Here is a 21,167-nt window from a genome sequence, read left to right on the forward strand (position 1 = left end):
TATCCAAACTATCCAAATTATTTTTGTTCTTTTTTAGTTCTTAAATATGCATTTTCTTATATATATAACGAGGTAAGAATGAAACTAGATGAAAAATTTAAACTAACCAGTAATATCAAACTTTTTAAGTTATACAAAATGAGTGAGAAACTCAGTAAATCTATAAGTAAATTTACTGAGCAGCAAACTGAGCATTTGCTTCCGATTTTATATATAGGTGATGATATTATTTTTGGTGAAGTGCGAGCACAGGATAAAACTGAAAATATTGAGACAACTGATTTATATAACCATGAGAAAATGTGGGATGTTGCTTTATATTATAAAAATTTCTATCGGATGAACTCAAAAATCTTAAAAGAATATATTTATGAAGATGAGCAAACTATTTCATTAGGACATGTTAGCGAAGTCAATGAGTTAAATATTTTAGATAAATTAAAATACTGCTTTACAAGTTTAGATGCTGATACTAAATTAACATATATTTATCCGAAAAAAACTGAAAATAAAAGCATTGCTAATTAAGAGTTTCTGCTAGAATTTAGACATGAATATTTTAACGATAGAAAAAAAGTTATGAAGGTATTGATTTACCAATACTTTCATAAAACTATTATTTATAGGTTTGCTAATCTTTAGCATCGTTATCATTCCGAGTCTTAATCTAGTTGATATCAAAATCAAGCAAGACTCAGATCTTGCTTTTTTATTTTTAATTGATGTAATTTTGTTTATTTTAAGCATCTTTTTTGGGTATTATGAGCAATTTTACTGAAAAAAACTACTTTATAAGCATTTGGATGATAAATATCAAACAAATAGGTTTTTAAAACTATTAAACATCTCTTTTTATACATATTTATCAGGACCATTGTATCGAGCATATTTATTAATTTCATTATTTTTTGAAGATGGTAAATATCATTTTATGTTTAAATATGCCAGACGCAAAAAATATGGTTTTTCAATTCAAGATATTTCATTTTCAGGAATTTTATTTGCATTATTTTTGACATTAACTTTAATTAAAAACTTTACAGCAGCAAGAATAATCAATTTAGATTTTGAATTTGCTTTTTATATTCTCTTTGCTTATTTTTTAGGTAAATTCAAAGGTGCTTTATTATCATTTATGGCTGATTTTTTTGGATTGCTGTTTTCAGGAAGAATTGGTTTTTATCATTGAGTTTATGCCATCGTTCCGATTATTGCAACGATATTGATTGGATGATTTATTGATTTATTTAAAAAACATAAACAAACATCGATGATTGTGATGAATATTGCATTGGTTGTTATTTTTGTTATTTTGCTAGTTGTATTTTTATCACAAGTTAATAATCCTAAAGGAATAAGAATTTCTAAAACCTTTGGAGTTTCAAAAATATCACTTGCAGCTGGGATAATTTTATTAGTTTTTGCTGCTGCATTTATATTTATTATGATAGCCTTAACTATTTATTATTTAAAAACTAAAAATGATTCACAAAGCAAAAATAGAATTGGCTTTTTAGTTCTATCATTCTTTTTAACAGTTGCATTAATTGTTGTAGCCCGTTGAATTTGAGGACCATTTGCATTCATTCGTTTTGCTAACTACTTCTTAGGTCGTAAATACACATTATCACAACACTATTTAATATTTATGACACCAATTGTAATTAGATCACTGATATCAATTCCGATTTATGTTTTTATTTTATATATTATCTTGCTTCCGTTATCTATAATGAAGAAGCAATATGAAAAAAAAGAATATGGTATTACATATTAATAAGGATTCGTTTCCTTATTTTTATAAAAAAATTAAATAAATTTCCTATGTGTTATAATTTATAAGTTATAAGAAAACAAAACTATATAAGGAAAAAAATGAAATCAATTAAATTAATGTTTCAGAGATCTACACAAAAGAAGAAATTAAATAACTCTGGATCTGGTAAGGTTCGTAAAGTGTTATCAAAAATTTCTGGCGCTTTTATGTTACCAATCTCTGTTATGTCTATTGCTGGTTTATTTTTAGGAATCGGTGCAGCAATTGCAACTGGCGCACCTGAAGGAAGCACAGCAAATATAATAGGTAATTTAGTTAAACAACTAGGGGATCCGGTTTTTGGTGCATTACCATTGTTGTTTGCAACTGCCTTTGTGATTGCATTCACGGATGAAGCAGGAGTCGGAGTGTTTGCTACGATAATTGCCTTTTTAATCTTTACTGCTGTTCAGAGTGTCTTTATTTTTGATCATACAGTAAAGTATATGGGTAAGGAGTGATTTAATGGTGCATTACGAGATTCTGTAAAAACAAAAATAACTGGTTATACAATATTCTTTCAAGGAGCAGGACGTAATCCACAAAACTTAGTTAAATTAGTTGGAACTACCTTAGGGATTAAGTCAATGCAAACTTCAGTATTTGGTGGGATAACAATCGGATTATTAGTGCAATGATTATATAATCGTTTTCACACCATACAACTACCACAAGTTATCTCTTTCTTTGGTGGTAAAAGATTTGTTTCAATAGTTGCAATCCCTGCTGCATTTATTGTTGCAATCATCTTCTTAATTTTTTGACCATGGATTGGAGTTGGATTAAATGTTTTTGGAACAGCACTTGGAAAAGCTCCATATGGTATAGAATCACTTGTTTTTGGTATCATCGAAAGATCATTGATTCCATTTGGATTACACCATGTATTCTATGCTCCATTATGATATTCAAGTGTTGGGGGAGATTTAAATACATCACTTGTTAACTGACAACAAGGATTACAAAAAGAAAATATTACATTAATTCCAGGTGATACATTAACTACATTAATAAAAGCTATTACTAAGGACCCTGATAAATACCAAGGTGATTCAACTGCTGCATTATCGCTTGTTGGGATGCCAAACAATATTGATTATACCTTGCAGCAAGCAGGTAAACCTGATTTGCATATATCTAAACAATTATTTGTTTTTGTTGCAGATGAATTAGGAACAAAGATAGGACGCTTTACTGATGGTAAGTTTGGATTTATGATTATAGCACTTCCTGCAGCTGCTGCAGCTATGATTATGGCTGCTCCAAAAGAAAATCGTAAAGTTGCCTTAGGGACAGTGCTACCAGCCGGATTTACCGCAATGCTTACAGGGGTAACTGAACCAATCGAATTTACCTTCTTATTTTTAGCTCCATATCTATTCTGAGGTTTCCATGCATTTATGGCTGGATTGTCATTTATGTTTGCTAACTTAGCTGGAGTGCATATCCCACAAGCATTCTCAGGTGGATTGTTAGACTTCTTTATTTATGGAGTAATAAATGTAGCAAAAGGAACTCATTTCTGATGAACTCTTGTTATAGGTGCTGCTTATGCACCAGTATACTACTTTGTCTTCTACTTTGTAATTAAGAAATTCGATCTTGCTACTCCAGGACGTGGAGGGAATACTAAACTATTTACAAAAGCAGATTTTCAAAATAAAAATGCTCAAGTAAAGACTGAAGCAGCAAGCGAAATAGATCCTACTGCATTAGCAGTAGTTGAAGCATATGGTGGTTTAGAAAATATTACAGCTTTTAATAACTGTGCCTCTAGACTTAGATATGATGTTAAAGATGCAAGTAAAGTTGATGTTGATAAACTAAAGGCTGCTGGTGCATTTGGTGTAAAAATTGAAGGAAATAACCATGCACAAGCAATTATGGGTCCTGTTTCTGAGCAACTTAATGCTAAAATAAAATCGCAAAGAGAATTAATTGCTAAATATGAATCAGAACATAAAGGGCAAGAATTTGTTGCTCCTACAACATCACAGTCACAGCCAAAAATAATCACTTCGGCTAAATCGCTTGAATTACATACTGCTGCTCGTGGAAAAATCTTACCATTAGAAGATTTAAAAGACGGTATCTTCTCTGAAAAGATGCTTGGTAATGGTTTTGTAGTTAAATTTGATTCAACTACTGAAGGAAATGTTTATACACCTGCTGCTGGAACTATTGATTTAGTAGCAGACACTAAGCATGCATACGGAATCACAACTGATGAGGGTGTTAAATTGCTAGTTCATATTGGTCTTGATACCGTTAAATTGAATGGACAAGGATTTAAAGACTTAGTTAAAGTTGGTGATAAAGTAAACATCGGTGATAAACTTGCAAGTGTAGACTTAGAATTTATTAAATCACAAAACCTTCGCAGCGATGTTATTGTCGTTGTGCTGCATGAAGGAAGTATGTCAAACTTCGAAGTTTATAATAATTCTAAAGCTGACACCACAACTGAAATAGTTGGAATTGTCAGAAAGTAAAAAAAGATACTAACCGTATCTTTTTTTTATCTCTTATGGTTCAATATGTTCATATTTATATGTAGTAAATTCTGCTTCTTGATGGATAATATTTTCTGGTATCAATTGGCTTTTATCAATGTATTCAAAATATGTATCACATTTATAAGTACCATTAATCACCGAAACATATACTTCCTTAGTTATTTGTCAATAATCTAAATATAAAAATCTTCCACCACAAATAAAAATATCTTTATCACATTTAAGAATCGCAGCAGTTGCTGGGCCTGAATCAAAGAAAACACGATGTGGTCGTAATTTTTTGTTTTCTGGTAGCTCAAAAGGTTGATAATAGGTTAAAACTCAAATTTCCCGATTTGATGTATCAAAATCATCTGGTAATGAGAAAAAAGTTCTTGCACCAAAAACCAAAACACTATTTTGAGTTATCTTATTAAAAACTTTTAATTCGCTTTTTGTCTTTCAAGGAAGATGGTTTTTATATCCAATGCAGTTTTTTTCATCAACTGCGACAATTAATTTAATCATAAAAATCCTTATCTGCTTTCCCGATGGCTTTTCATCTTGCAATTAATTGGTTATATTGTTCATAATTTTCACATTCTAAATATTCAAGTTGATCAGCATCATTACTAAAATCAAATTGTGGAGATGTATCGGTACTGGTATATTTATAATATCATTCTTTAACCAATCGAATATCTTCTTCAACTTCAGCATTATTAACATTAAAAGTATATGATTTGATTTTACGTTTATTTAAATCTACTGCTTGTGGGTTTAAATAATCACCTTGAGCATCTATTAAAAAAGCAGCAATAATTGAATAAGTTGTTATCGGTTTATTTAACTTTTTAGACATTAAATATGCATATAATTGTGCTTGCTTGCGATATGATGCATCAACACCTTCAATTTCTCATTTATCTTTTTTACTTTCACCAGCTGTTTTAATTTCTAAAATTCTATTTAGTGATGGAATATATCCATCTGGAACACCACTTAAAACATCATCAACACCTGCAAAATAATCATAATTGAAGTTTTTTGCTTCATAGTTTTCTATATACAAATTTGGTGATTTTGCTCTTAAAAGATCAAAGATTTTAGGTTCTAAAATAGTTCCGGCATTAATGTATTTTTTACTTAATACAGGTAATTTAAGTCTTGTGATATGACAGAAAGCATTAAATTGTGATTTATATTTATTTTCAATTAAAATATCACCAACACTGCTTCCTCCAATCTTTTTATACCCTCTGAATTTATCAAAAGTTTTTAATTCTGAATAAAATTCGGGTAGCAACTTAATTACCCTATTTTCCTTATCGATAATATAATGTTGTTTGTTAAAATATTTTCTTGCCATTTATTTAAAGAAATTTTTCACAATAGTATTTGCTGAAATTTCTACTCCTTTAAAATCCGCTTCCCATTCTTCATTAATCATAGTGTTTTGTGGGACAATATGGTCAAAACATATATTTACCAATTTATCAAAACTTGTTTCTGTTGAATTATCATCAACACCCACCACAAACTTATTAGCATCCATAAACTTTTCAATTCGAATTGATATCACACGACATTCGTCATCACTTTTTTTCAAAGTTGCTTCTAAATCCTTAACATTCTTTTTAAAGAAGTCTAATTCGTTTGGAAAGCGCAAATCATCTATTATAAATAAGGTGCTTTTGTCGCCCTTAATTGATTGTTTCACAGTTGCTTTTATTTTATCAAAGACACGTGCACATCAGATGTTGCTATCGATGTTTCGACCTACTTCACCCATTGCAATTCATAACGGACGTACAATTTCTTTATTTATTCCATCTCATTTTATTTCATCTAAAATCGGTTTAGTAATACTTTTTATAGGTTCTGCAAAGGATAAAATATGTACATTGTTATCAAATTTTTTAGCTAACTTTTTAGATAATGCTTGTGTTAGCAATCCTTTTCCACTTCTTCTTTTTCCGTTAATTAAAACTATGGTATGTTTTCTCATCATTCTCCTTTTAATAAAACAGTGTTTTAATATTATATATATAAAATAAATTCTGTTATTTATTTATTTATTATATTTTTTGATTTTTGCTTAACTAGATAACTTGTTTATAAAAATGTATAAAAATTTTTATACCTATCATATAGATAAATAAGTTTTAATAATATATAATAATAAATTAAGTTAATATTCTTAAAAATGACATATTTACCTAGTATATAGCATAAAAAGAAAATACAATTAATATGGAAATTTTGCAGAACTATTTTTATTAAGGTGTACACAGTCATTAGAGTCTTTAGATAATATAAAAATCTTTTTTAATTATATAAGCAACATTATTCATGCAGAATTCATAACATCAATAATTTCTAATATCTAAATATTTTACCAAATCCATATAAAAATAATTTTATTTGTTAAAATTTAAATATATAAAGGAAAATAAATGACATTAACACAACTTATAAAAGCAGAATTAATTAATATTGTTAAAAAACTACAAGAATCACATTATTTTGATGTAGATTTTAATGCAGATGATTTAAATTTTATCTTAGGTGAACCTAATTTATCTGTAAAAACAAGTTCGGTTGCAAAAAGATATGATTTATCAACTAATTTAGCATTTGTTTTAAAAGCATATAAAAAAATAAATCCAATGAAAATAGCAGAATGTCTCGTTGAAAAGTTAGCAAATTCATTTAAATTTATTTATCAAGTTGATATAGCTCCGCCAGGTTTTTTAAATATTGTTTTAAATGATTCTGCTTTTATTTATATAATATCGAATATCTTAGAGCAAAAATCTTTGTATGCAAAAAATCAAGTAGAAGGACAAAAGATAAATGTAGAATATATCTCTGCTAATCCGACAGGTTTTTTGCATGTTGGTCATGTGCGTGGTGCGGTTTTCGGAAGTACTTTAATTAATGTTTTAAGGCATATTGGATATAATGTCGAATCTGAATATTATATAAATGATGCCGGAAATCAAATTAATATCTTAGTTAATTCATTATATGTGCGTTATGCAGCATTGTTTGGTAAAAATCTTAAAATCTCAGATGAATGCTATCAAGGTAATGATATCATATGAGTAGCACAGCAGGTTAAAGAAAGTTATAAAGATTACTTTTTGGATCTTAATACAAATAAACATAGTGAACTTAAAAACCTTGCTGTTGAGATATTGTTGAATAAAATAAAAGATGATTTAGCAAAACTTAACATTCATATTGATACTTTTACATCTGAAAATTCTCTATATGAGCAAGATATGATTAAACCAGTATTGGAAAAATTAGCTCCATATACATATTTAAAAGATGGTGCATTATTTTTAAAAACCAGTGATTTTGGTGATGATAAAGATCGTGTATTAATTAAATCGGATGCAAGTAATACTTATTTATTACCTGATATTGCATATCATTTGACTAAAATAAAAAAAGCAAGTCGTTTAATAAACATCTGAGGTGCAGATCATTCTGGTTATGTTGCTCGGATGAAAATCGCTTTTCAGTGTTTAGGATATAATCCAAAAAATCTAGAAGTACTAATTATTCAACTAGTTAGATTGATAAAAGATGGTAGTGAATTTAAAATGTCTAAAAGAGCAGGGACATCTGTCACCTTAGCAGACCTTTTAGATGTAAGTTCATCTGATGCAATTCGTTTTATGATGCTAACTAGAGAAATATCAAATAAATTTGATTTTGATATAGATTATGCTAATTCAAATAATACAAACAATCCTGTCTTTTTAGTTCAATACACTTATTCACGCATTGTTTCGTTGCTTAAGAAGATTAAAAAACCACATTTAAATAACACTGCCAAATTTACTGATAAGGCTAAAAAAATCATTATAACACTTGATTTATTTTCAGATTTAATTAAAACGATTTCTGTGACATCAAAAGTAAATTTATTAAGTCAATATTTGCTTAATTTGGTAAAATTATTTAACAGTTTTTATGAACAAACATATATTCAAACAAATGAGCAAGAAGAATCATATGCAGCAATGATTGAATCAATAAGAATTGTAATGAAAATTGCTTTAGATTTGATGGGTGTAAATGCACCTGAGCAAATGTAATTGATTCCATATTTTGTTATAATCAAAGTGATTAAATATTTAAAAAAAACAAATAAATATATAAAATAAAAAAGGAGAAATTATGAAAAATACTACAATGTTAGAAGTAGCGATTGAAAAAGTTAACTCTAATCCACTTTATTCATTCACATTCGCAGAACTTTTTGATGCAGTTGAAAAAGAATTAAAGGATAACTGATACTTTAGATTTGTTAAAGGTGAACCTAATTTACCTTATGAAAAAGTTCGTGAAACCAAAATGGGTGAGCTTTATCGTTTGTTAACAGTAGATAAAAGATTTCACAGAAACATAGATGGTAGCTGAAGAGCTGCAAATTAAGGAGAATTATGCCATTAGTAAATGCAAAGGAAATGCTACATAAAGCAAAAGAAGGAAAATATGCGATTCCACATATAAATATTAACAACCTTGAATGAGCAAAAGCTGTGCTTTTAACAGCTGAGGCTGAAAAATCACCTGTGATTATTGCAACTTCTGAAGGAGCAATTAAATATATGGGTGGATTTAATGTTGTTTCAGGGATGATGTTAGGATTGGTTCAGGATTTAAATATTAGTGTTCCAGTCGCATTACATTTAGATCATGGAACATTTGAGGGAGCAAAAAAAGCAATTGCTACCGAAGCATACACATCATTAATGTTCGATGGATCGCATCTTGATTTTGAAGAAAACTACTCAAAAACCAAGGAATTAGTTGAATTAGCAAAAGAAAAAAATATGTCATTTGAAGCTGAAGTAGGAACCATCGGTGGCGAAGAAGATGGGATTGTAGGAAACGGTGAATTTGCTGATCCTGAACAAGCTCGTAAGATGGCATCACTCGGAATCGATGTCTTAGCAGCCGGAATCGGAAATATTCACGGACCATATCCAGCAAACTGAAAATCACTTAGTTTTGAAACTTTAACTAAAATTTCATCAGCAGCAGGAATAGGAATTGTATTACATGGGGGCAGTGGAATTCCAAGTGAACAAATTAAAAAAGCTATTTCTTTAGGTGTAACTAAAATTAATGTTAATACCGAACTACAACAAGCAAATAATAAAGCAATTCGTGAATTCATCATGTCTGGAGAAGATTTAAAAGGTAAAAACTTTGATCCACGTAAATTATACAAACCAGGTTATGATGCAATGTGTCAAACAGTTCGTGATAAAATTTATGAATTTGGTTCAAACAATAAAGCATAAACTAACGAAAGTTAGTTTTTTTATCCCTTTGGTCCTGGGATAAAAAAATCACATTACTGTGATTGTTCGATAGGATTACATTCATCGGTGCAACTTTCTGCATGTTTGCATTTAGGGAAGTTTTTGCAACCAATGAATTTTTGACCTTTTTTATTATTGCGAATTAGCAAGGTTCCGCTGCAAAGTGGACAAGGACGTTTTAGTTCTTCTAATTTAAATTGCACAACATCAATTTTACCCTCTGCTTTAACAATTTCTTTTTGAAAATTATCTCAAAAAGATTGCATTAATTGATTCTTGTTTAGTTGTGATTCAGCTACCTTATCAAGATCTTCTTCAACTGCTGCGGTGTATTTTTCGTTAAAAATATCTGGAAAAGCTTTAATTAATGTATCATTGACTTTCATTCCAAAATCAGTCGGGATAAGTTGTGTTGAATTTGTTTCAACAAATCCACGATCTTTAATAATATTAACAGTTGAAGCAAATGTTGAAGGTCTCCCAACTTTGATAATATCAAGCATTTCAATTAAACTACCATCATTATATCTCGGAGCAGGCTTAGTTTCATGATCTTCAAAATTAAAACTTTCAACATTTACTTGCTGATGAAGTTTATAATCCGGATCTTTGTTATCATTTTCATAACCAGAAACTACATAATATCCATCGAAAATAACTTTTGAATAAGTTTGTCGAAATTGATATCCGTTGTTATCAAATGTATATGCTTTTGATTCACGAATTGGTTGTTTTATTAGTGCCTGCAAGGTGGTTTCGTAAATCAACTTATAAATTCTTAACTCCGATTCACTGATATTAGGATATGTTTGTTTTAGTAGTTGCGGTGTCATAAATACATCAGTTGGTCGAATCGCTTCATGAGCATCTTGGTCACCACTAAATCCTTTTATTTCGCTCGCTACATAGTCTTTGCTTCATTTTGTAGTTATATAACTTTGTGCATTTGATACAAATGAAGCAGACATACGGGTTGAATCAGTTCTTGGATAAGAAATTAATCCACCGTCACCAAAACCTTCATATAATCTTTGCACAATAGCCTGAGTAGTGGCGGCACTAAACGGACTCTTTTTATATAAAACAGATTGTTTTAGTGGGGTAATAGCACCGATTTTACGTTTGGAAACATTAATATCAGTAACCGTTAAAATTTTCTTAGTTTTTTCAATATCAGCTTTATATTGATCAATTTGACTCGGATAAATTCAATCACGATGTTCTGAATCATTTTTTGGATTGAAATAATTTGCTAAAACTTCATTATTAACAAGTTTTGCATTTAATTTATAGTATTTTTCAGGGATAAAAGCTTGTATTTCTCGCTCACGGTCTACAACTAATTTTAGAGCAATTGACTGCACACGGCCTGCTGTAGGGGTTCCGGGAGAATTTTTAAACTTATTTTTAATTAAATTAGTTACTCTAAAACCGATAATGCGATCAAGCATACGACGTGATTTTTGTGCAGCAACTAAATCATTATCAAGTGAGTTTGGTTTTTGAATCGCATGTTTTATAGCATCCTTGGTAATTTCATTATATTTTATTCTTGAATATTTGTTTTCAAGTTTAAAATAGGAAATCAAATGACTTCCGATTGCTTCTCCTTCGCGGTCTGGGTCAGTTGCAATATAAATATGTTCTGCTTGCTTAACTAACTCGTTAATATCTTTTACTACCTTTTTCTTAGTTGAATCTAATGAATATTTTGGTTCTCAATTTTCAAAATCAATCCCAAGTCCATAAATACCTTCGGTTTTCATTTTCAAAAAATGTCCAACTGAAGCAACTACTTTATATTCATCACCCAAATATTTTTGGATGGTTTGAACTTTATTAGGGGATTCGACTATTACTAAATTTTTCATATTCAATAATAATACAATATTTTGTAAGAAAAATTTAAAAAATTTATAGAAATTTATATAATCACTTTCTATAAATTTTTGTTGATTTATGCAATAATAAATATTATAATTTAATATTTTAATGACAATTATTTGTAAATTTTTTATTTGAGTAAAATTTAAATTTACAAATAACACTAAATTACAGAACTTTTATCCCTTTGATACAGGATTATAAGAATATAAAGTATAAAACAACCTGTCTATAAATTTAATTTATATTATAGTAACAACACACAAGAAAATGATAAAATTAATAATGAGTATTATATTAGATACTCCTTGGCTAATTTAGCCCAGTAAAGACCATAAGGAGAAAAATGTTTAAATACGAAATTATGATGATCGTGAATCCAAAAGCAGATGTAAAAGTTGCTTTTGACTTGCTTTCAGAAGTTTTCGGCAAGGGTATAAAAAAAGCTGAAAAACTAGAAAGACACGAATTAGCATATGAAATCAATAAATCAAAACATGCACAATATGTTTTAGCACATGTAGAGGCAGATGCCAAAGCACCTGCAGAATTTACCCGTCGGGCAAATATTATTAAAGATATTTGAAGAACATTGTTAATTAACTTAGATACTGAAAGAGGGATGCATCCAAAAAAAGAAGTAAAACAATCTAAACCAAAAAGAACATATGCAAAAAGAGAAGTTAAAGCTAACGAAGAAGGCGAAAAACCTAGAAGACGTTCAAGAGTTAGCAAACCAGTTGAAACATCTATAAATAAGTAAAAGGTAATTATGAACAGAGTAATTTTAATCGGAAGAACAACTACAAATATTGAATTAAATACTACATCATCAGGTGTTGCTTGAGTAAGATTTACACTTGCAGTAACACGCAGAAGCCAAAGTCGCAATGAAATAACTGATTTTATTCCTGTTGTTGCATTTTCACATTCAGCAATTTTGTTAAAAAATTCAGTTCCAAAAGGAACCTTAATTGCTGTAGAAGGTAATTTACAATCAAGTTCTTATCAGTCACGTACATCGAATCAAACAATCAGAAGTTTGGATGTGCATTTAGATACTTTTTACTTCTTAGAATCAAAACGTGTTACTGATGAACGTGCTAAAAATCGTTCTTCTGATGATTTTATTGGCACTAGTCCATTTACTGGTACCAGTTCATATCCAAAAAATACTTATTCACCGGAAAAAGTTGAACCAATATCATCACAGTCATTTTCACCAAATCCTGTAGTTGAAGAGTACCCAAATAAAAAACCAATTGAAGAAAAATTACACGATTTAGGTGATTTAGAATCAGATGTTAATGATGATATTGATATATTTTAGTTAAACCAAGGAGATTTATGGCTTACATTAAACGTAAAAAGAACTTCTCAAATAGAAAAAAAGTATGTGCTTTCTGTGAAGAAAAAGTTAATTATGTAGATTTTAAAAATGTTGAATTATTATTCAAATATATTTCTGGAACTGGATCAATTAAAGCAAAATCAATGACCGGAACTTGTGCAAAACACCAAAGAAAGGTTGCTAATGCAATTAAAAGAGCCAGATTTATGGCCTTAATGCCTTATACAATCGTTCGCACACGTAATTTATCAAAATAATATAATATCCCAATAAAATACAGCAAACAGCTGTGTTTTTTATAAAAAAATAATATAATTAAGAATATTAACATTAAAAGGAGATTTAATGAAATTTAAAAAAATATTCTTAAGTTTAGGAGCAGTTTCAGCATCGGTTGCATCAGTATCTGTTGCTGTTGCTTGTCATCCAGAAACTCACGAAAATGCTAAAATTGATTTTAAAAGCATCAGAGTAAATTCAAACATTTGAAATAGCATTTCGGCTGAAAAAGATGCAATGACATTAGGACAATACCGTTCAGCACAAAAACAATTTGATGCTATGGTGCAAGGACAAAAAACATTATTTGATACTGATAAAGTAAAGGTAACAGATAAATCAGTAACTGTTACTAATCCAGAAACAGGCAAAGCAATTCCGGTTGTATTTATGGATATCGATGAAACCATTTTAAATAATTTTGGATATCAAAATTATTTAACTGCTAATGGACTTTCATTTAGTCCTAAAACATGACATCAATTTGTTACTGATGAAGTATCAACAGCAATTGCTGGCGCAATTGATTTTATTAAATATGTATGAAATCACGGTGGAGTTGTAATGTATAATTCTAATCGTGACCAAGCAACTGAATTAGATGCAACTATTTCAAATCTTGAAAAAGCAGGATTAGATGCTAAATACCTACCTAAATGAGCATTCTGAATGCAAGGTGTAGACTTATCTAATGCTAAACCTTGAACAGCAATTGACAAAACTAAAGTTAAAGATTCAAATGGTAATGTTGTAAAAGAAAAAGTAACTGTTACTGAAAAACAAGCAGACGGAAGTGAAAAAACAGCTGAAAAAGAAGTTGATAAAGAAAAAGTTGTTAACTCTAATAAAGAAGCAAGAATGAACCTTGTAAATAGTAAAGGATGAGATTTATCAGGTGAAAACTCTGATAATGGTAGTTTCGGAAATAATGTTGCTTTAAAAACTGTAATGCGTATCGGGGATAACTTTGATGATTTTAACGATATTGCTAGTCATGGACTTTTAAACATCAATCAAAATAAAGAAAAAGATAAAAAACAAGATCGTAAAGGTGTTTTAGAACAAACAGATAAATTATTTGGTAACTTTGATGTAAATGTTAAAGGTGTAATGTTTACCAAAGACGACAATGGAAATCCAGTTGCATCAAATGAAGCATGATCAGAGTCATATGTTTTAATCGGTGGTAATTCATCATATGGAGGTTTTGAAAGTGGTATTATGAAAGATTACTATAAAAATGTTGCAACAAAACCAAATGATGCTCAAAAAGCTATTTATGAAGCTTTAAAACCATTTACTTGAGATCCTAATAAGAAAGCAAATGAAACAACTCAAAATAAAGCAAAATAAGTCAATTTTAAAAATCATCAATTGGGTGATTTTTAAAATATTAATTTTTTTATACTATATATAAGCAAAAAAAGAAAATAAAAAATTTACATAATTTTACTATTTTAATATAATTATTTTGCAATACATCCAGACAGTAACGGCAAAATTGCTTAATTATGTTACCGAGTGTATCCTTAAGATTGCTCTTGTATTGCTTAATTATGCGAAAGGGGGCATTATGTCAGAATCAAAATTTAAGTTAGCTAAAAGAGAAGTTGTTCTAGAAATCTCACAAAAGATTCAAGAATCACAAGCACTTGCTTTTGCTGAATACCGTGGTTTGTCAGTTTCTGAATTAGAAAATTTAAGAAATGAAGCTACTAAATTAGGTGTTGAAGTTAAAGTATATAAAAATCGCTTATTTAAACTTGCAGCAAAAGCGGCAGGTTTAGGTGATTTAGACCAATTTCTTGTAGGTCCAAACATCTTTGTTTTTTCAAAAAACGATGAAATGTCAGCAGCAAAATTACTTACAGCATTTGCTAAAAAACATAAATTAATGGTAATTAAAGCCGGAACCTTCGATGGTAAAGTTGTTGATGCTAAAGGTGTTAAAGATGTAGCGACATTACCTACATACGATGAAGCACTTGCTATTCTTGCAAGATCATTGATGTCACCATTACAACAACTAGGTATGGCACTTAAAATGTATGCAGAAAATTTACCTGCTACAGAATAATAAATAAAATATCAAATAAACGAAAGGAATATATTATGGCAAAATTAACTAAAGAAACATTTGTAGAATCATTAAAAGAAATGTCTATTAAAGAAGTAATGGAACTTGTAGAAGCAATGAAAGAAGCATTTGGAATTGATCCGATGGCCGCTATGGCAGTAGCTACTGCCCCAGCAGAAGCTGCAGTTGAAGAAAAAACAAGTTTCAAAGTTGTATTAAAATCAGATGGTGGAAAGAAAGTTCAAGTTATTAAAGCTGTTCAATCAGTTTTAGGTGTTGGACTTATGGATGCTAAAAAAGTTGTTGATGCACTTCCTGCTGTAGTTAAAGAAAATGTTAACTCAGATGAAGCTGAATCAATTAAAGCAACATTAGTTGCTGCTGGTGCAGAAGTTTCAGTAGAATAGTAAAATAATATTAATACCATTTTGGTATTTTTTTTATAAAAAACATAAGCATTAATGTTTATGTAAAATTTCATTTGAGATAAAAGAAAAAATCAATAAATTTTAGTTTTTCACTTGGTTTAGTTTTGCTAGTTAACAAAATTCTCATTGTTAAGATAATAAATATAAATAAATCAAAATATGATGATCCTCAAATGAAAGTTGAATCATATTTCATCACACCTAGTGATACTGATATAATTACTAATAATAATGAAAATATAGAAAAACCAAATATAAAACCTTTAATCCCATATTCTGTTTTTGCTTCAATATTTTTTTAGGTGGTATATAATATTTTTTAAAGAATCATTGTAAGTAAAAAAATATAAAGGAATCAAATATAAATAATATTTCTGGAAATGATTAATTCTGCTTTTCTACTATATAATTTTTATACATTGTAACTACATAAAGTTTTGAGTAATATTTCAGAACATTTAATAAGTTACTTATTTATTCATTATTTATAGTTTATAATATATAAATATGAATTCTTTAGAAAAAATTATAAATAAAATTCATCTAGGAAATAACCTTGACTTGTTTAAACAAATACCAGATAAAAGTATTGACTTAATCTTTTCTGATCCTCCTTATAATATGAATTTGCAAAAACAATTATATCGATATGATGGAAGTGTTTTTGATGGAGTTAATGATGCTTGAGATAAATATGAGTCATTAGAACATTATGATGCTGAAACTAAAAAATGACTTATAGAAAGTTTAAGGGTTTTAAAAGATAATGGTTCTCTTTGAGTTATTGGTTCATATCAAAATATTCATCGTTTAGGATACTTATTACAAGACTTAGGTGCATGAATAATTAATGAAATTGTTTGAGAAAAAAGTAATCCTGTACCAAATTTTGCTGGAACAAGGTTTGTTAATGCGCAAGAAACTTTATTATGAGTTACTAAAACTAAAAATGCTAAGTATACCTTTAATTATAAAACAATGAAACATCTAAATGGTAATTTACAGATGAAATCCATATGACGTTTTCCAATATGTAATGGTAATGAACGCTTAAAAGATGTAAATGGTAAAAAAATTCATTCGACTCAAAAACCACTTGTGTTATTAGAACGAATTATTTTAGCCACTTCTAATGTGGGTGATGTTATTTTAGATCCTTTTTCGGGAACCGGGACCACAGCACATGCTGCCAAAAAACTTGGTAGAAATTATATTGCTTTTGAGCAAGATCCAAAATATTATCAAGCAAGTGTCGATAGACTTGCATCTGTAACAGAAGATAATGATAACAATGATTTAAAATTTGCAATATATGATCATAAACCTAACAAAGTTACTTTTAAAGAGTTAATTTCAAATGGTTATCTTGATATAAAAATTCCGATAAGAATTTATAATTTCCAACAGGATTTATATTTTAATAACCAAGGACAAATTTTATATAATAATGTTTGATATACTCCGAATGCACTTTGTAGAAAGCTGTTTAATAAACCAACAAATGCATGAGAGAATATAATCTATCAAGGAGAAAAATTATCTTCACTTCGTGAAAAATATAGACAAGAAAATTAATCTTGTCTATATTTTAAAATTTTCAAAATTCTTTGATCGATTTTTTTAACTAAATCATCAGTAGTGGTAATGTGTTCAAAGATAAGTGAGTTTATATAGTTATTGCTCACTATTTCATGATTAAATTCAACAATTTGTTGCTTTAATGTACATCATTGTTTTGATAAGTTTAAATATTCAAATAATTGGTCGCCATATAAAACTTTTGCATCTTTAAGGTTTAAATGATCTTGGAGTTTATTTAGCTCATTTTTATAAAAATTATAATTTTTGTTTTGACTTGGATCTATAAAATAAAGCAAAACAACAATGTTTGAATAAGAACTTGAATAATTAGTTACTTTTGACATTAAATTTTGAATTTGTCCATGTTTTTTGGTGCTATCATGATTATCTCTGATTTTGATTTCACCGATATAAATAGTATTATTCATCTCAAAGACTAAATCAATATTTGATGTTTGATCATTTTTGTTTAAAGTTGCTCCATTTTCAAATAAGAAAAAATTGATAACATCTTCAAGAAAATACCCATATCTGATGTTTTTAGTATTACTTATACATCCATAAACATATTCATAAATATCATTTGGACAATGATAAATATCTTGTTTTATCTGATTGGTAGTTATTTTTGATGTAAAATAACTACCAATTGATTTAAAATGCTTATCAAATAAGGATTGGATTTGTTGTTTGTTCATAAGATAATGAGCAGATATAGAATGTACAATTTGTTGATATATTTAAAAACCGGGACCTTAAAAAAAGTTGTGTATTCATAACTGAGTTATCTTCACAAAAAAAGATTTTTTAAAAAAATATTAAAAAAAGAGTGAAACTCCTTTAAAATTGTATGTGAAATAAAACAAAGGAGAACACATGACAGATATTATATCAAAAAATTTGTTAATTTCAGAAAAGATTAATGAAATAAAAGAAAATGGGTTTAAATTCGTAGCAGAATTTTCAAGAGATATCATTACTAATATAATGAATGCAATCTTAAAAGAAGAGTTTGATGAGAACTTAAAATTTGAATTTGAAAATTCTAAATATGAAAAGAAAAATACACGAAATGGTTATTATACAAGAGCACTAGATACACCTATTGGAAAAGCATTGCTAAATGTTCCAAGAGATAGAGCAGGAAGAATTAAAAGTAAATTATTTACCAGATATAGTCGAAGAAGTGATGATCTTACTCAGATGATAATGTCCTTTTGCAAACTAGGTGGTTCTTATAAAGAAATCACTGATTTCATTGAGAATTCTACAGACATAAAAATGTCAAGACAAACAATTTCTAATATCTTTACTACTACAAAGGAAAAGGTAGATGAATTCCAAAATAGAAAGCTACCAAAGAAATTTCAAGCAATTTTTCTTGATTCTACTTACTTTTCCATCAAACGAGGAAGTTATGCAAAGGAAGCTATAAATATCGTTATGGGAATTGACGAAAATGGTTATAAGCAAGTGCTAAACTTTGAAATTTGTCCAAATGAAAACAAAGGAATTTTTAGAGAATTATTACTAAAAATCAAGGAACAAGGTGTAGAAGAAGTTGAAATTTTTGTCTTTGACGGTTTACCTGGTTTAGAAAATGTTGTAAATGAAATTTTTCCAAAATCTAAGACTCAAAGATGTCTTGTACACATTCAAAGAAATATTGTGTCTAAAGTAAGGGTTTCTGATCGTAAAGAAATTTCTAATGATTTTATGTTGATTGCAAAACGAAGTAATATAACTTGAAGCACAAAAAGAACTAGAAAACTTTGTATCAAAATGAACTATAAAAGGTTACAAAAAAGAAGTCTCATATCTTTTGCAAATGCAAAATTTATTAACATTTTTTGATTTTCCACCTGAAAAGCGTAAATCTATTTATACAACAAATCCAATCGAATCCTTAAACTCGAATATGAAATTGATTTTAAAAAGAAAAGTTTCATTTCCTAATACGGAAAGTTTATCACTGCTTTTAGCACATATTTTTGATAACTGAAATATTGACAGAAGTTTTAGAGCAACAAACGGATTTAGAAATATTGGTTAAACTTCGATTTGGTATTGAAAAACCTGCAAAATATAAAGCAAAAGAACAAAAGATTACTTTTGTTCGCTTTATTTTGCGGGTTTTTCAAAAAAATTTTTAAATTTTTCTGATAAGATGCTATTATATATACTACTTACCTTTTTATAGGATATAACTTAGATTTTATTAAAATACACAAGAATTTTTATAATGTCGTTCAAAAAGTTGCATAAATTTGCAATAAAGAAAAAATGCTGCTAAAAAAATATAATATTTTTGGTACAATAAATAATATATCAATAACAAGGAGAATTAAATGAAATTAACCGATAAAAGAACAAAATTAGTCGCTACAATCGGTCCTTCTAGCGATAATTTAGAAATGATGCATTCTCTTGTTTTAAATGGTGTATCAACCATTAGAGCAAACTTTAGTCATGGTTCATATGAAGAACAATTAAATAAATTTAATCTTGCAAAGCAAGTATCTAAGGAATTAAATATCCCTATCTCTTTAATGTTAGATACCAAAGGTCCTGAAATCAGAATCGGAAAAATGAAGGATGGGATGCAAGTGATAAGTGCTGGTAGTGAAGTTTTAATTCATACCACAGCAGATAAATATGCAACTTTTGAAGGGACTCCAACTGAAATAACAGTTGCATATGATATGTCGCAAGATTTATGTGTGGGTAATGAAGTTTTAATCGATGATGGAAAACTTACTACAGTTGTAATTGAGGTAGGAACTGGGTTTGTAAAAGTCCGTGCTGAAAATACTCATAAAGTTAAAACCAATAAACGTGTTAACTTACCTGGTGTAGACTTTTCACTACCTTTTTTATCAACAAAGGATATTGAAGATGTTAAATTTGGGATTAAACAAAATGTTGATTATATAGCAGCTTCATTTGTTAATACAGCAAAAAATGTAAAAGATCTAAGAAAACTTTTAGATGAAAATGGGGGCAGTCACATTCAAATTATTTCAAAAATTGAATCGCACCTTGGATGCATTAATATCGATGATATAATCAACGAATCTGATGGAATTATGGTTGCTCGTGGTGATTTAGGTCTTGAAATCCCTTACTACGATGTCCCATATTATCAAAAGAAAATTATTCGTAAGTGTCGCGAAGCAGGTAAACCAGTTATTGTAGCAACCCAAATGTTGGATTCAATGGAAAATTCACCACACCCAACTCGAGCAGAAGTTACAGATGTTTACTATGCAGTTGAATTAGGAACCGATTCAACAATGCTTTCAGGAGAAAGTGCAAACGGATCATTTCCTCTTGAAGCTGTTAAAACAATGACTAATATTTCTAAACGTGCTGAAAAAGAATTTTATTCTAGACACTACTACGGAAGACAACTTGAAAGTGTTTGAAATAACTCTAATCAACACGATAAAAGAACCCAAATTGCTTACCACATAGCAAAAAAAGTAAAAGATGGAGATTATAAATATGTTGTAGTTCTTTCAAGAACTGGACATCTCTTAAAACATGTTTCTAAGTTCCGTCCTAATACAATTACTATTGGATTGGTAGATAATGAAAAACTTATAAATGGTTTCGGTATCTACTCAGGTGTCTTTGTATCAGTAGATTCAAAGAAACTATTTAATGAAATCAAGGCGGATTATAATAAAGCTCAATTAGCCTTAGTTCCTTACGGAATTCAAAAAGGTGATAAATTCTTAGTAGTAGAAAACGAGAAATTTACCGAACATACAGTGGAATAAGAAATTTTATAATTAAGAAACATTATACTTAGATGAATTTAAACACAGTGTATCGTAATACACAGTGTTTTTGTATGACATTATCACTATACTCTGCTTTTTTATATATTTTAAATCACTTAACAT

At 28.8% G+C, this 21,167-nt stretch carries 22 protein-coding genes; 17 read left to right on the forward strand and 5 right to left on the reverse strand.

All coding sequences use genetic code 4. From position 1 onward, the window contains the following. Positions 1–78: 78 nt before the first annotated feature. The 3 genes from ACR82Z_RS04480 (at position 79) to ACR82Z_RS04490 (ending at position 4,308) form a co-directional block, all read left to right on the forward strand. A complete protein-coding gene (locus ACR82Z_RS04480; protein WP_435129345.1) occupies positions 79–528 on the forward strand; it encodes a hypothetical protein in 450 nt (149 codons plus the stop codon). A gap of 22 nt (positions 529–550) precedes the next feature. After that, entirely contained in the window at positions 551–1,777 is a 1,227-nt protein-coding gene (locus tag ACR82Z_RS04485; protein ID WP_435129348.1) for a hypothetical protein, read from the forward strand. Between the two features lie 98 nt (positions 1,778–1,875). Continuing rightward, positions 1,876–4,308, forward strand: coding sequence for a glucose PTS transporter subunit IIA (locus ACR82Z_RS04490; protein ID WP_435129351.1), 2,433 nt, complete (start codon positions 1,876–1,878; stop codon positions 4,306–4,308). Positions 4,309–4,341: 33 nt separating this feature from the next. On the opposite strand, the gene ACR82Z_RS04495 is transcribed toward ACR82Z_RS04490, so the two are convergent. From ACR82Z_RS04495 to ACR82Z_RS04505, 3 genes are read right to left on the reverse strand one after another with little or no spacing between them, the layout of a single operon-like run. Further along, the gene (locus ACR82Z_RS04495) at positions 4,342–4,839 is read right to left on the reverse strand and encodes a dihydrofolate reductase (protein ID WP_435129354.1); all 498 of its coding nucleotides are present in this window, start codon (positions 4,837–4,839) and stop codon (positions 4,342–4,344) included. After that, positions 4,832–5,680: an MAGa7180 family putative nuclease gene (locus ACR82Z_RS04500; RefSeq protein ID WP_435129357.1), complete on the reverse strand. Its 849-nt coding sequence runs from the start codon at positions 5,678–5,680 to the stop codon at positions 4,832–4,834. Before ACR82Z_RS04500 ends, ACR82Z_RS04495 begins: the two co-directional genes overlap by 8 nt. Next, positions 5,681–6,322, reverse strand: a complete 642-nt coding sequence (locus tag ACR82Z_RS04505) for a hypothetical protein (protein ID WP_435129359.1) — start codon at positions 6,320–6,322, stop codon at positions 5,681–5,683. Between the two features lie 445 nt (positions 6,323–6,767). Here ACR82Z_RS04505 and argS point away from each other — a divergent pair, with 445 nt between their 5' ends. From argS to fba, 3 genes are all read left to right on the forward strand, one after another. Then, entirely contained in the window at positions 6,768–8,423 is a 1,656-nt protein-coding gene (gene argS / locus ACR82Z_RS04510; RefSeq protein WP_435129362.1) for an arginine--tRNA ligase, read from the forward strand. Between the two features lie 82 nt (positions 8,424–8,505). Further along, entirely contained in the window at positions 8,506–8,763 is a 258-nt protein-coding gene (rpoE, locus tag ACR82Z_RS04515) for a DNA-directed RNA polymerase subunit delta (protein WP_435129364.1), read from the forward strand. An 8-nt stretch (positions 8,764–8,771) separates the two neighbouring features. Continuing rightward, positions 8,772–9,638: a class II fructose-1,6-bisphosphate aldolase gene (fba, locus tag ACR82Z_RS04520; protein ID WP_435129366.1), complete on the forward strand. Its 867-nt coding sequence runs from the start codon at positions 8,772–8,774 to the stop codon at positions 9,636–9,638. Between the two features lie 53 nt (positions 9,639–9,691). Here the strand turns inward: fba and topA are convergent, their stop codons facing one another. Further along, entirely contained in the window at positions 9,692–11,530 is a 1,839-nt protein-coding gene (topA, locus tag ACR82Z_RS04525; protein ID WP_435129369.1) for a type I DNA topoisomerase, read from the reverse strand. A gap of 359 nt (positions 11,531–11,889) precedes the next feature. Here topA and rpsF point away from each other — a divergent pair, with 359 nt between their 5' ends. The 8 genes from rpsF to ACR82Z_RS04565 all read left to right on the forward strand — a co-directional run bounded on the left by rpsF (position 11,890) and on the right by ACR82Z_RS04565 (position 17,253). After that, positions 11,890–12,306: a 30S ribosomal protein S6 gene (gene rpsF, locus ACR82Z_RS04530; protein ID WP_435129372.1), complete on the forward strand. Its 417-nt coding sequence runs from the start codon at positions 11,890–11,892 to the stop codon at positions 12,304–12,306. Positions 12,307–12,315: 9 nt separating this feature from the next. Then, on the forward strand, positions 12,316–12,873 hold the full coding sequence (locus tag ACR82Z_RS04535; protein ID WP_435129375.1) for a single-stranded DNA-binding protein: 558 nt from the start codon (positions 12,316–12,318) through the stop codon (positions 12,871–12,873). Between the two features lie 17 nt (positions 12,874–12,890). Further along, on the forward strand, positions 12,891–13,151 hold the full coding sequence (rpsR, locus tag ACR82Z_RS04540; RefSeq protein WP_435129378.1) for a 30S ribosomal protein S18: 261 nt from the start codon (positions 12,891–12,893) through the stop codon (positions 13,149–13,151). 88 nt (positions 13,152–13,239) lie between these two features. After that, a complete protein-coding gene (locus ACR82Z_RS04545; RefSeq protein WP_435129381.1) occupies positions 13,240–14,526 on the forward strand; it encodes an HAD family acid phosphatase in 1,287 nt (428 codons plus the stop codon). 220 nt (positions 14,527–14,746) lie between these two features. Beyond that, positions 14,747–15,250 carry a 50S ribosomal protein L10 gene (gene rplJ / locus ACR82Z_RS04550; RefSeq protein WP_435129389.1) on the forward strand — a complete coding sequence of 168 codons (504 nt, stop codon included), beginning with the start codon at positions 14,747–14,749 and terminating at the stop codon, positions 15,248–15,250. Positions 15,251–15,285: 35 nt separating this feature from the next. Further along, complete coding sequence (rplL, locus tag ACR82Z_RS04555) at positions 15,286–15,657, forward strand: 50S ribosomal protein L7/L12 (RefSeq protein WP_435129392.1); 372 nt, start codon at positions 15,286–15,288, stop codon at positions 15,655–15,657. A gap of 125 nt (positions 15,658–15,782) precedes the next feature. Beyond that, a complete protein-coding gene (locus tag ACR82Z_RS04560; protein WP_435129395.1) occupies positions 15,783–15,980 on the forward strand; it encodes a hypothetical protein in 198 nt (65 codons plus the stop codon). 205 nt (positions 15,981–16,185) lie between these two features. Then, positions 16,186–17,253, forward strand: a complete 1,068-nt coding sequence (locus ACR82Z_RS04565) for a DNA-methyltransferase (protein WP_435129398.1) — start codon at positions 16,186–16,188, stop codon at positions 17,251–17,253. Here ACR82Z_RS04565 and ACR82Z_RS04570 read toward each other — a convergent pair. Continuing rightward, positions 17,250–17,957, reverse strand: a complete 708-nt coding sequence (locus tag ACR82Z_RS04570) for a hypothetical protein (RefSeq protein WP_435129401.1) — start codon at positions 17,955–17,957, stop codon at positions 17,250–17,252. The genes ACR82Z_RS04565 and ACR82Z_RS04570 overlap by 4 nt on opposite strands. A 178-nt stretch (positions 17,958–18,135) precedes the next feature. On the opposite strand from ACR82Z_RS04570, the gene ACR82Z_RS04575 reads away from it, so the two are divergent. The 3 genes from ACR82Z_RS04575 (at position 18,136) to pyk (ending at position 21,041) form a co-directional block, all read left to right on the forward strand. Next, on the forward strand, positions 18,136–19,134 hold the full coding sequence (locus tag ACR82Z_RS04575) for an IS256 family transposase (RefSeq protein WP_435129404.1): 999 nt from the start codon (positions 18,136–18,138) through the stop codon (positions 19,132–19,134). Continuing rightward, a complete protein-coding gene (locus ACR82Z_RS04580) occupies positions 19,049–19,312 on the forward strand; it encodes a transposase (protein ID WP_435130646.1) in 264 nt (87 codons plus the stop codon). Before ACR82Z_RS04575 ends, ACR82Z_RS04580 begins: the two co-directional genes overlap by 86 nt. A gap of 295 nt (positions 19,313–19,607) precedes the next feature. Further along, positions 19,608–21,041, forward strand: coding sequence for a pyruvate kinase (gene pyk / locus ACR82Z_RS04585; RefSeq protein WP_435129407.1), 1,434 nt, complete (start codon positions 19,608–19,610; stop codon positions 21,039–21,041). The last annotated feature ends 126 nt before the right edge of the window (positions 21,042–21,167 follow it).

Origin of the sequence: Mycoplasma sp. 6243 (genome assembly GCF_051200785.1) — a bacterium.
Classification (GTDB): Bacteria; Bacillota_I; Bacilli_A; order Mycoplasmatales; family Metamycoplasmataceae; genus Mycoplasmopsis.